The sequence below is a fragment of the Streptomyces sp. NPDC028419 genome (assembly GCF_055565515.1).
In genome coordinates this window covers 1-10,781 of sequence record NZ_JBVHUE010000073.1, presented here as the reverse complement: position 1 = coordinate 10,781, position 10,781 = coordinate 1, and the positions used below count along the sequence as shown (strand labels likewise).

The 10,781-nt window shown below is 71.8% G+C and carries 11 protein-coding genes; 4 read left to right on the top strand and 7 right to left on the bottom strand.

The features are described 5' to 3' along the window. Nucleotides 1–102: 102 nt before the first annotated feature. Nucleotides 103–864 carry an SDR family oxidoreductase gene (locus ACZ4UB_RS39325; protein ID WP_468078069.1) on the bottom strand — a complete coding sequence of 254 codons (762 nt, stop codon included), beginning with the start codon at nt 862–864 and terminating at the stop codon, nt 103–105. Nucleotides 865–946: 82 nt separating this feature from the next. Here ACZ4UB_RS39325 and ACZ4UB_RS39320 point away from each other — a divergent pair, with 82 nt between their 5' ends. Together ACZ4UB_RS39320 and ACZ4UB_RS39315 are read left to right on the top strand one after the other, a co-directional pair. Further along, nucleotides 947–1,558, top strand: coding sequence for a TetR/AcrR family transcriptional regulator (locus ACZ4UB_RS39320; RefSeq protein ID WP_468078066.1), 612 nt, complete (start codon nt 947–949; stop codon nt 1,556–1,558). A gap of 361 nt (nt 1,559–1,919) precedes the next feature. Further along, nucleotides 1,920–3,389, top strand: a complete 1,470-nt coding sequence (locus ACZ4UB_RS39315; protein WP_354382434.1) for a sensor histidine kinase — start codon at nt 1,920–1,922, stop codon at nt 3,387–3,389. 180 nt (nt 3,390–3,569) lie between these two features. Here ACZ4UB_RS39315 and ACZ4UB_RS39310 read toward each other — a convergent pair whose 3' ends face one another. Both ACZ4UB_RS39310 and ACZ4UB_RS39305 read right to left on the bottom strand, forming a co-directional pair. Beyond that, the gene (locus ACZ4UB_RS39310; RefSeq protein ID WP_004937597.1) at nt 3,570–3,827 is read right to left on the bottom strand and encodes a WhiB family transcriptional regulator; all 258 of its coding nucleotides are present in this window, start codon (nt 3,825–3,827) and stop codon (nt 3,570–3,572) included. A 317-nt stretch (nt 3,828–4,144) separates the two neighbouring features. Beyond that, nucleotides 4,145–5,113, bottom strand: coding sequence for a diacylglycerol/lipid kinase family protein (locus ACZ4UB_RS39305; protein WP_468078064.1), 969 nt, complete (start codon nt 5,111–5,113; stop codon nt 4,145–4,147). Between the two features lie 107 nt (nt 5,114–5,220). Here ACZ4UB_RS39305 and ACZ4UB_RS39300 point away from each other — a divergent pair, with 107 nt between their 5' ends. Beyond that, nucleotides 5,221–5,655 (top strand): hypothetical protein, encoded by a 435-nt coding sequence (locus ACZ4UB_RS39300; protein WP_468078062.1) that lies wholly within the window; start codon nt 5,221–5,223, stop codon nt 5,653–5,655. A 5-nt stretch (nt 5,656–5,660) separates the two neighbouring features. Here ACZ4UB_RS39300 and ACZ4UB_RS39295 read toward each other — a convergent pair whose 3' ends face one another. The 3 genes from ACZ4UB_RS39295 to ACZ4UB_RS39285 all read right to left on the bottom strand — a co-directional run bounded on the left by ACZ4UB_RS39295 (nt 5,661) and on the right by ACZ4UB_RS39285 (nt 7,692). Continuing rightward, entirely contained in the window at nt 5,661–6,806 is a 1,146-nt protein-coding gene (locus ACZ4UB_RS39295) for an RNA polymerase sigma factor SigF (protein ID WP_468078060.1), read from the bottom strand. Then, on the bottom strand, nt 6,803–7,216 hold the full coding sequence (locus tag ACZ4UB_RS39290; protein ID WP_283448400.1) for an ATP-binding protein: 414 nt from the start codon (nt 7,214–7,216) through the stop codon (nt 6,803–6,805). Before ACZ4UB_RS39290 ends, ACZ4UB_RS39295 begins: the two co-directional genes overlap by 4 nt. Before the next feature lie 215 nt (nt 7,217–7,431). Next, complete coding sequence (locus ACZ4UB_RS39285; RefSeq protein ID WP_354382406.1) at nt 7,432–7,692, bottom strand: UBP-type zinc finger domain-containing protein; 261 nt, start codon at nt 7,690–7,692, stop codon at nt 7,432–7,434. Between the two features lie 55 nt (nt 7,693–7,747). Here ACZ4UB_RS39285 and ACZ4UB_RS39280 point away from each other — a divergent pair, with 55 nt between their 5' ends. Next, a complete protein-coding gene (locus tag ACZ4UB_RS39280) occupies nt 7,748–9,325 on the top strand; it encodes a Na+/H+ antiporter (RefSeq protein WP_468078058.1) in 1,578 nt (525 codons plus the stop codon). Nucleotides 9,326–9,752: 427 nt separating this feature from the next. On the opposite strand, the gene ACZ4UB_RS39275 is transcribed toward ACZ4UB_RS39280, so the two are convergent. Then, nucleotides 9,753–10,667: a 1-aminocyclopropane-1-carboxylate deaminase/D-cysteine desulfhydrase gene (locus tag ACZ4UB_RS39275; RefSeq protein ID WP_468078056.1), complete on the bottom strand. Its 915-nt coding sequence runs from the start codon at nt 10,665–10,667 to the stop codon at nt 9,753–9,755. Nucleotides 10,668–10,781 lie beyond the last annotated feature (114 nt).

Here is a 10,781-nt window from a genome sequence, read left to right as displayed (position 1 = left end):
CGCGTACTGGACGTACTTGGCTTTCGCCCGGTGCGGCGAGAGTGCGTGCCAGGCGTCGCGAGGCAGACGGCACTTTGACGACAGGGCCTAGGGCGGCACCGGCTACAGCAGGGCCAGCTGGAGCCCGCCCGTGGCGCTCAGGTGCTGGCCGGTCACCCAGCGGGAGTCCGCCGAGGCCAGGAAGGCCACCACGTCGGCGACCTCCGCCGGCGTGCCCACGCGGTCGAAGACCGAGCGGGAGGCCGCGTGCGCCCGGGCCTCCGGATCGGCGAGCCAGGCCGCGTTCAGGTCGGTCTCGGTGATCCCCGGACCCACCGAGTTCACGGTGATGCCGCGCGGCGCGAGGTGCGCGGCCAGCGAGCGGGTCAGCGCGTTCACGGCGCCCTTGGCGGTGATCGTGGCCAAGATGGCCGGCAGCGCGATGTCCGGCGTGCCCGTCACGTTCACGATCCGACCGCCGTCGCGCAGCCGCGCCAGCCCGTGCTTGATGACGAAGAACGGCGCCTTCGCGTTGACCGCCTGGACCCGGTCCCAGGTCTCCTCGTCGGTGTCCTCGATCGCCGCGAAGGTGGCGGCCCCCGCGTTGTTGACCAGGATGTCGACGCCCTCGGTGTGCTCCGGATGGGCGTCGTACGCCGCCCAGAGCGCCTGCGCGTCACCCGGCACCCCGAATTCCGCGCCGATGGCGAAGGCCCGACCGCCCGCCTCCGTGATCGCGGCGACCGTCTCCGCGGCCGCGTCCGCGTCGCGTCCGTAGTGCACGGCCACGAGCGCCCCGTCCCGGGCCAGCCGCTGCGCCACCGCCCGCCCGATCCCCCGACTACCGCCCGTGACCAGCGCCGTCCTACCTTCGAGCACGCCCATGGGTGCCCCCCTCCGCAATCGCTAGTGGTCGCTACAGAAAGGACCGTATCAGATTCCATAGCGCCCGCTATAGAATCGAGGCATGGTGACCGGACAGCGCGGCAGGCCCCGCTCCTTCGACCGCGACGAAGCCCTCGACAAGGCGATGTTCGCCTTCTGGGAGCGCGGCTACGAGGCGACCTCCATCGCGGACCTGACCCGCGCCCTCGGGATCGGCGCGCCCAGTCTCTACGCGGCCTTCGGCGACAAGCGCAAGCTCTTCGACGAGGTCGTGGTGGTCTACGGCAACCGGTACGGGGACTTCGCGGCGGTGGCCCTGGGGGAGGAGCCCACGGCCCGCGCGGCCGTGGCGCGGATCCTGCACGAGGCCGCCGAGGTCTACACCGATCCGGCCCACCCGCCGGGCTGCATGGTGATCAGCGCGGCCGTCAACACCACCGCCGACGAGGTGGCCGAAGCGCTACGGGTGAGGCGCGAGGCCAACCTGACGTTGTTCGAAAGCCGGATCCGGGCGGACGTCGCCACCGGAACGCTGCCCGCGGACACCGACGCGGTGGCGCTGGCGCGGTACAGCGGGGCGGTGCTCCAGGGGATGTCGCAGCAGTCGCGCGACGGGGCGACCCGGGCGGAGCTGGAAGCGGTGGCGCTGCTGGCGATGGCGGCCTGGCCGGAGGAGTCCTCGACGGCCCCGTGATCCCGCTGGATCCATTCCTCAGGGCCACGGTGCCGGGACGGGACCCTCAGCCCGTCCGGCACCGCAGCCCGGAGTACTTACGGCCGGTCGGGTGTGCGGTGCCCGGCGGCCGGTGGGAGGTGCCGACGCGGTCAGGGCAGAACGCGCGGCTTACCTCGATCCGTCCTCCTGTGCGGGGAGGGCGGAAGCTCTTCGGCAATTGTGGACTAGACCATTCTGTTCTGTCCATCCAATGGCGGGTCCTCGGATCCCGTCACTTCCTCCAACATTACGCGGAGTCGACCGCTCCTGGGTACTCCTGGGTAATCCCGGTGGGGAAAGTCATGGCCCGAGCCCGGGGTACCCTCGCAGCGTGCCCTCCATGAACGACCTCGTACGCCAGCACACCGCTCTCAGTGAAACCGACCTGGAGTGGCTCCACCTGCTGGTCTCGGAGTGGCAGCTGCTCTCCGACCTCTCCTTCGCGGACCTGGTCCTGTGGGTCCCCACCCTGGACGGCGCCCGCTACGTCTCGGTCGCCCAGATGCGCCCGAACACCGGCCCCACCTCGTACCAGGACGACATGGTCGGCCACCTGGTGCCGCGCGGCCGGCGCCCGCTGCTGGACGCGGCCCTCGACGAGGGCCGGATCGTGCGCGAGGGCGACCCGGAATGGCGCGAGGAGGTGCCGGTCCGCGTCGAGTCGATCCCGGTCCGGCGCGAGGGCCGCGTCCTCGGCGTGATCGCCCGCAACACCAACCTGCTCACTGTGCGTACACCCAGCCGGCTGGAGCTGACCTACCTCCAGTCCGCCTCCGACCTCGCCCAGATGATCGCGGCGGGCTCCTTCCCCTTCCCGGGGCAGCAGGTCGACATGGACGCCTCGCCCCGGGTCGGCGACGGCCTGATCCGGCTCGACGCGGAGGGCGTGGTGACGTACGCGTCCCCCAACGCCCTCTCGGCCTACCACCGGCTCGGTCTCGCCTCCGACCTGGTGGGCCAGCACCTGGGCAACACCACCGCCGAACTCGCCCCCTCCCGGGGCCCGGTGGACGAGGCCCTGGTCAAGTTGGCCAGCGGCTGGGCCCCGCGCGAGACCGAGGTCGAGGGCAGTACCGGGGTCATCCAGCTGCGCGCCATCCCGCTCAAGCCCAAGGGCACCCGGATCGGCTCGCTGGTCCTGTGCCGCGACGTCACCGAACTGCGCCGCCGTGAACGGGAATTGATCACGAAGGACGCGACCATCCGGGAGATCCACCACCGGGTGAAGAACAACCTCCAGACGGTGGCCGCGCTGCTGCGGCTCCAGGCCCGGAGAATGGATTCGCCGCAGGGGCGCGAGGCGCTCAACGAGGCGGTGCGACGGGTCGGTTCGATCGCGATCGTGCATGAGACGCTGTCTCAGAACCTGGACGAGCGGGTCGAGTTCGACGAGATCGCCGACCGCGTCATCGCGATGGTCGCGGAGATCTCCCCGGGCAACGTGGCCTGCCGCCGCACGGGCCGGTTCGGCATCCTGGACGCCGAAGTGGCGACGCCGCTGTCCATGGTGCTGACGGAAATCCTCCAGAACGCCCTGGAACACGCCTTCGTCCAGGGCGAGGGCGGCACCGTCGAGGTGACCGCGCTGCGCAGCGGCAGCCGTCGCGACGACGCGCGCCTCCTGATCACCGTGCTCGACGACGGGTGCGGTCTGCCCGAGGGCTTCGACCCCCAGCGGGCCGGCAACCTCGGGCTGCAGATCGTACGGACCCTGGTCGAGGGCGAGCTCGGCGGCACCTTCGACATGGTGGCGGGGGAGACGCGCGGCACCAAGGTCGTCCTGGACATACCGGCCAGCCCGCAGAAGTGACCCCTCACGCTGCGTGACCGGAAGCTTCATGTGACCGTGCGTGACCGGTGCGCCGGTCGCTCGCACCGGGCACAGCACTGAGCCCCGGACCGATTGGTTATCGGTCCGGGGCTCAAGAGCATGGTGCTGAGCGCTGATGCGGGGTACTACGCGCTGCGGCTCGAGGCTCGAAAGTCGAAATCAGGCGGTTGCGTTGCGCGCCCGGTTGCGAGCGGCGCGGCGCTTCATCGCGCGGCGCTCGTCCTCGCTGAGACCGCCCCAGACGCCGGAGTCCTGACCGGACTCGAGCGCCCACTGCAGGCACTGCTCCATGACGGGGCAACGGCGGCAGACGGCCTTGGCTTCCTCGATCTGCAGCAGCGCAGGACCGGTGTTGCCGATGGGGAAGAAGAGCTCGGGGTCTTCTTCGCGGCAAACGGCGTTGTGACGCCAGTCCATGGCTGCTCCATCTCCTTGTATTGCGGGCAGGTTGCTTGTGAATGTGAACGCTTTCACGAATCCCCTGATGGGGGAAGGGCCGACGCCCAGTTTCCTGGTGCGGTCCGTTTCGTGGAGGGGTTCTGGCGGTCTGTGTGGGTGCCGGGTTCTGCGGGCTGTCCCGATCGCCATGTAGAGATTCGCAAACCTCGGACGGGGATACAACCCCTTCCGGAAAGTTTTTTTGGATTCGTCGGTGTCTAGTAGGTCACAGCCGTACTTCCTAGGGGTGGACCGACGTTAAAACGTTCGAGTGGAAGGACTTTCGGCCCTTCTACTCACACAATCACACGCAGTGCACGGCGTACGCCTGTGAACCGAACGCTGGTGCGCAGACCGAGGTGGTCTCCGTCCATCTGGAACGGGAGTGGGACCTTCGAATGCAAGGTGAAGTCGGTCAGATCGTGCAGAGACACCGCGTGCTTCCCGTGCGGGCCCCGCTCAGGAGTCGAGGTCAGGAGCTGTGTCGCGTAGCGAGCGACCGACGGAGTTGACAAACGGTCGAGCGCGAGTACGTCAAGCGCGGTATCGAAAGACGCCTCCGGGGAGGCGTAGAGGGGCCGATTGCCCAGGTACGTCCAGGGTGACGTGTTGCACACTATCGACAGCACCAGGTCCGTGACGGGATCCGCGCCGGGGCGCTCCAGCGTGACCGTGCCGTGCCGGCGGTTCGGTTCCTCGAAGAATTGGCGCAGGAGCTGTCGTACATACAGGGCATGCGTCGAACGCTTGCCGCGCTCCCGCTGCTGTTCCACCCGACCGACGACACCCGCGTCGAAGCCGAATCCGGCGCAGAACGTGAACCAGCGCGCCGGCACCGATTCGTCCTCCGTGCCCGGCGCGCCCTCCGCCAGACCCAGGCCGACCGTCCGCTCCCGGCGCTCGCGCAGCGCGTCCAGCAGCGCGCCGGTCGCCTCGACCGCGTCGTTGGGCAGGCCCAGCGCGCGGGCGAAGACGTTCGTGGAGCCGCCCGGCACCACGGCCAGGAGGGGCAGGGAGTCCGGATCCGGCCCGTTGTGCAGCAGTCCGTTGACCACCTCGTTGACCGTGCCGTCGCCGCCCAGGGCCACCACGAGGTCGATGTCGTCGCTCTCGGCGGCCTGCCGTCCCAGGTCCCGGGCGTGCCCGCGGTACTCGGTGGTGATCGCCTCCAGCTTCATCTCGCTGGCGAGGGCGTGGGTCAAGACGTCACGCGTGCGCGCACTGGTGGTCGTCGCTGCTGGGTTGGCCACGAGAAGTGCACGCATGAGCAGCAGACTACCCACCCCCAGTAATGCTCACCGCACTGCCCGGTCGGGACCGTCAGGTCGGGCCGTCAGGTCGGGGGTCCGCGGCGCGCGGCTACCCTGCTGGGGTGAGTACGAAGCAGACCCCCGCCCCCGGACCGTCCGCCGCCACCCCGCCCGGCCGGCTGACCGCCGCCGCCGCGCTCACGGCGCTGGAGGGCCTGGCCCTGGCCGGGCTCGGCGTCTACATGCTCTTCGTGGGCATCGCCGGGAACCCGGACTCCCCGCAGCAGGCCGAGACCGGCGGGATCACCCTGCTGGCGCTCGCCGCGCTGCCGCTGATCGCGGCGCGGGGGCTGCGCCTGGGCCGCCGCTGGAGCCGCGGCCCGGCGCTGATCACCCAGCTGATGGCGCTGCCGGTGGCGTGGACGCTGTTCAACACCGGGGGCGCGATGATGGCCGCCGGGATCGCGCTGGTGCTGACGGCGGTGGCCGTCGTCGCCCTGCTGGTCCACCCGGCGACGACGCAGGCCCTGGGCATCGGGCCGCGCGACGCCGCCTGAGCGTCCTACTCCTCGACGAGGAGCTTCTCCCGGAGCTGGGCCAGGGTGCGGGCCAGCAGCCGGGACACGTGCATCTGCGAGATGCCGACCTCCTGCGCGATCTGCGACTGGGTCATGTTGCCGAAGAACCGCAGCAGCAGGATCCGCTTCTCCCGCGGCGGCAGCCCCTCCAGGAGCGGCTTGAGGGATTCGCGGTACTCGACGCCCTCCAGCGCCTCGTCCTCCGAGCCCAGCGTGTCCGCGACCGCCGGGGACTCGTCGTCCGTGTCCGGGACGTCGAGCGAGAGGGTGCTGTAGGCGTTGGCCGACTCCAGGCCCTCCAGCACGTCCTCCTCGGAGATGCCGAGGCGCTCCGCCAGTTCGTGCACGGTGGGCGAGCGCTGGTGCTGCTGCGAGAGCTCCGCGGTGGCCGTGGTCAGCGCGAGGCGCAGCTCCTGGAGGCGCCGGGGGACCCGTACCGCCCAGCCCTTGTCGCGGAAGTGCCGCTTGATCTCGCCGACCACCGTCGGGGTGGCGTAGGTCGAGAACTCCACCCCGCGCTCGGGGTCGAAGCGGTCCACCGACTTGATCAGGCCGATCGTCGCCACCTGGGTCAGGTCGTCCAGCGGCTCCCCGCGGTTGCGGAAGCGCCGCGCCAGGTGCTCGACCAGGGGCAGGTGCATCCGGACCAGCCGGTTGCGCAGTTCCGCCCGCTCCGGGGAACCCTCCGGGAGGGTGCGGAGTTGGACGAAGAGGGCCCGGGCGGCACTGCGATCGCGCGGGTCGCGCGTGTCGCGGACCTCCCGCACCTCCTCGGGCTCCGTCACGATGTCGGAGGCCAGGACGTCGGCCGCCAGTACGTCGGCGGCCACGGCCGCCGCCGCGGCGTCGGCATCCGGCTGCGCCGGCACGTCGTCCGTGACGCCGTCCGTGACGCCGTCCGCGGCGGCCTCCAGCGGCCGGTCGTCCCGTGGGCCGTCGTGCTGTGGCTCGTCCTGCTGGGTCTCGCTCATGGGGCCCGCCCGTCGCTCCGCCGAGTCCGAAAAGCCGTCTTCCGCATCCGCCTCGGCCGGGTGCGGCCGGGCGTTGTGCTGCTCCGGGATGCCGCCGTCGACCTCATGTCGTACTCGGGGCCGTTCCCCGCCCCGTACCGGGGTCTCCCCGCCGCTCACGCCGGGCCTGGTCCTGCGCCGCGCTGTTTGTAGAGACTGATGCTGACCGTGCGGTCCTCCTCGACCGTGGCCTCGACCTTGCCGGCCAAGGCCGACAGCACCGTCCAGGCGAACGTGTCGCGCTCCGGCGCACGTCCGTCCGTGGTCGGCGCCGAGACGGTCACCTCCAGCGAGCCTTCCACCAAGCGGAAGACGCAGCTGAGGACGGATCCTGGCACGGCCTGCTGGAGCAGGATCGCGCAGGCTTCGTCCACCGCGATGCGGAGGTCCTCGATCTCGTCGAGGGTGAAGTCCAAACGTGCTGCGAGTCCGGCCGTGGCCGTACGCAGCACCGACAGGTAGGCACCCGCAGCCGGCAGCCGGACTTCCACGAAGTCCTGGGTCCCGGGCTCGCCTGCGATCTGGGACACCCTCACCTCCAAGGTGGTACGAGCTGTGTTCGCCGGTGACGCTATCGCGATCCGGGCGATCGTGTCGCGGCACCCCTCACGGACCGACGGCAGTGCACCCTCGGAACACCCACGCCTACGGCCAGTGACTGATGGTAGGTCAATAGGTACGCACAGTGGCTAGGGGTCTGCGGGCCCAAATCGGGGGAACCGGCGGAGGGTTGACCTACCCCTCCTCAGACGATCGAACCGTCGACGAAACACCAGCGCCAGCTCTCGCCCGGTTCGAAGCTGCGCATCACCGGATGCCCGGTCCTCTCGTGGTGCGCCGTCGCGTGCCGGTGCGGCGAGGAGTCGCAGCAGGCCACGTAGCCGCACTCCAGGCACAGCCGCAGCTGTACCGGATGGCTGCCCAGCACCTCGCATTCGGGACAGGTGGGGGCAAGCGGGACGGGCTCGGGGCGCGGCAGTTCGGGAACGTGGGTGCACTCGCTCATGATGGCCAGCGTACGACGACGGTGCGGGCGCGCGACGACTCAGAATGGATCTTCGATGGAGGTATTGCCGCTGGTGGCACTGGTGGCGGGGAGCGCCGCCGTGGCCGGGCTGGCCCGCCGGACCCCGATCCCGGCGCCGCTGCTGCTGGTCGCCGCGGGGCTGATCGCCGCGTACGTCCCGGGCGTGCCGTCCTACACCCTCGATCCGCACATCGTGCTGCCGCTGCTGCTCCCGCCGCTGCTGCACACCGCGGCGGTGGACAGCTCGTACCTGGACCTGCGGGCCAATCTGCGGCCGGTGGCGCTGCTCTCGGTGGGCTACGTGCTCTTCGCGACGGTGGCGGTGGGGTACGCCGCCTACCTGGTCGTACCGGACCTCTCGCTGCCGGTGGCGCTGGTGCTGGGCGCGGTGATCGCGCCTCCGGACGCGGTGGCGGCGACGGCGATCGCGCGCCGGCTCGGTCTGCCCAACCGGATGACGACCATCCTCCAGGGTGAGTCCCTGGTCAACGACGCCACCGCGATCACCGCCTACAAGGTGGCGCTGGCCGCGGTGGTCGGCGTCGGCGCGGGCTGGTCGGAGGGCATCACGGAGTTCCTGCTGGCCTCGGTCGGCGGGGTCGGCGTCGGCCTGGTGCTGATGGTGCCGATCCACCACCTGCGCACCCGGCTGCGGGAACCGCTGCTGCAGAACACGCTGTCGCTGCTGATCCCCTTCGTGGCGTACGCGGCGGCCGAGCGGGTGCACGCCTCCGGGGTGCTGGCCGTGGTGGTCGTCGGCCTGTACCTGGGGCACCGGAACTGGCAGGTCGACTTCGCCACCCGGCTCCAGGAGGAGGCGGTGTGGCGGGTGGTCGCCTTCGTGCTGGAGTCGGTGGTCTTCGCGCTGATCGGGCTCCAGCTGCCGGTGGTCCTGAAGGGGCTGGCGCAGTACGAGGGCGGGGCGGCGGCCTGGTACGCGGTGTTCGTCTTCGTGGTGGTGGTCGTCGCGCGGTTCGCCTGGGTGTTCCCCGCCACCTTCCTGCCGCGGATGCTGTCGGGGCGGATCCGGGGCCGGGAACCGGACACGAACTGGAAGGCGCCGGTGGTCGTGGGGTGGGCCGGGATGCGGGGGGTGGTGTCGCTGGCCATCGCGTTCTCCGTGCCGATCTCGGTGCCGCACCGGAACCTGATCCTGTTCCTGACCTTCACGACGGTGATCGCCACCCTGGTGGTCCAGGGGCTGACGCTGCCCCCGCTGATCCGGCTGCTGCGGCTGCCGCCGCGGGACGCGCACGCGGAGACCCTGGCCGAGGCGCAGGCCCAGAGCGAGGCCTCGCGGGCGGCGGAGGAGCGCCTGGCCGAGCTGCTGGCCGAGCCGTCCAACGCGTTGCCGCCGCCGCTGGCCGAGCGGCTGCGGACGGTGCTGGAGCGGCGGCGCAACGCGGTGTGGGAGCGGTTGGGTGAGGTCAACGCCGTGACGGGGGAGTCGGCGGACGACGTCTACCGGCGGTTGGCGCGGGAGATGATCGAGGCCGAGCGGGAGGTCTTCGTGACCTTGCGCGATCAGCGGCGGATCGACGACGAGATGCTCCGTGCGTTGCTGCGGCGGCTGGACCTGGAAGAAGCGGCGGCCTACCGCGAGGACGCCTAACCCGGCCGGCCCCGCCCCAATCGCCGGACGAGCCGATCCCGCGCCTCCGGTGTGTCCTCAAGCGCCGGACGGGCTGATGTGCGCCGGTGTCGGCGGTTCCGGCCGTGCCTCCGGCGTGTCCTCAAGCGCCGGACGGGCTGGTGTGGGCTGGTGTGTGCCGGTGTGGGTCGGTCCGGGGCTGCCTCCGGCGGGTCCTCAAACGCCGGACGGGCTTGAGTGGGTCCCCTCGTCGGAGGCGTTCGGCGCCGGTCCGGGGCTGCCGCCGGTGGGTCCTCAAGGGCTGGGCGGGCTTACGTGGGTGCCCTCGGCGGAGGTGGTCGGGTCGGGTCGGGCCTGGTCCAGACACGCCCGACGGGTCGGGTGCCGGGTCAGATCCAGCCCGTCCGGCGATTGAGGACCCGCCGGAGGCGGATTCGGCCCGGGTGGGTCAGGGCTGGCCGGTGATGATGGCCGTCAGGCGGGTGGTGGGCGGGAAGGTGGCGGTGGGGAGGAGGTGGGTCAGGGCCCACAGGAGCTTCGCCACGTAGACCCGCTCGACCGGCACCCCGTGCCGCTCCTCGAAGTCGGCCGCGAAGGCGTCCAGCACGGCCGGCACCTTGGCGTACCCCCCGTGGTGGAAGTCCTCGGCCAGGGCCCAGTCCCCCCGCGGCCCCCCGTACGCCGCCGCCTGCAAGGAACGTATCTCCGCCGCCAGGAACCCGCCCCGCAACACCGGCACCCCCAGCGCCCGCTGCCCGGCCCCGAGCCCGGCCGCCAGCCCCGCCAGCGTCCCGCCCGTCCCGCACGCCACGGCCGCCACGTCCGTGAGCCCCCGCAGCTCGCCGCCCAGCTCGGCGCAGCCCGCCAGGGCGAGGGCGTTGCTGCCGCCCTCGGGGACGACGTACGCCCCCGCCGCACCGGCATCGGCCAGCAGCCCGGCCAGCACCCGAGGCTCCGCCTTGCGCCGGTACGCCGACCGGGTCACGAAGTGCAGCCGCATGCCGTCCGCCGCGCACCGGGCCAGGGAGGGGTTCAGCGGGCGGTCGGCCAGTTCGTCACCGCGGACCACCCCGACCGTCGACATCCCGACGAGCCGCCCGGCGGCGGCGGTGGCCCGCAGGTGGTTCGAGTAGGCCCCGCCGAAGGTGACGAGGGACCCGTACCCCCCGGCCAGCGCGGCCCGCAGATTCGGCGCGAGCTTGCGCCACTTGTTGCCGGGCAGCTCGGGATGGACCAGGTCGTCCCGCTTCAGCAGCAGCCGGACCCCGTACCGCTCGAACCGGTCGTCGCACACCTCGATCAGCGGTGACGGCGGCCGGGCCCGCAGGAGGTCGGCGGGGGCGGGGTCGACTGGGTGGCTCACCCACCCATTGTGTGCGGTGGGCCCGGGGGGGGGGGGGGGGGGGGGGGGGGGGGGGGGGGGGGGGGGGGGGGGGGGGGGGGGGGGGGGGGGGGGGGGGGGGGGGGGGGGGGGGGG

What these genes read in the sequence shown, in the direction of transcription:
- ACZ4UB_RS39315 (WP_354382434.1), top strand. Translation starts at nt 1,920, where the DNA reads ATGAACGACCTCGTACGCCAGCACACCGCTCTCAGTGAAACCGACCTG.
- ACZ4UB_RS39280 (WP_468078058.1), top strand. Translation starts at nt 7,748, where the DNA reads ATGGAGGTATTGCCGCTGGTGGCACTGGTGGCGGGGAGCGCCGCCGTG.
- ACZ4UB_RS39310 (WP_004937597.1), bottom strand. Translation starts at nt 3,827, where the DNA reads ATGGACTGGCGTCACAACGCCGTTTGCCGCGAAGAAGACCCCGAGCTC.
- ACZ4UB_RS39305 (WP_468078064.1), bottom strand. Translation starts at nt 5,113, where the DNA reads ATGCGTGCACTTCTCGTGGCCAACCCAGCAGCGACGACCACCAGTGCG.
- ACZ4UB_RS39325 (WP_468078069.1), bottom strand. Translation starts at nt 864, where the DNA reads ATGGGCGTGCTCGAAGGTAGGACGGCGCTGGTCACGGGCGGTAGTCGG.
- ACZ4UB_RS39285 (WP_354382406.1), bottom strand. Translation starts at nt 7,692, where the DNA reads ATGAGCGAGTGCACCCACGTTCCCGAACTGCCGCGCCCCGAGCCCGTC.
- ACZ4UB_RS39320 (WP_468078066.1), top strand. Translation starts at nt 947, where the DNA reads ATGGTGACCGGACAGCGCGGCAGGCCCCGCTCCTTCGACCGCGACGAA.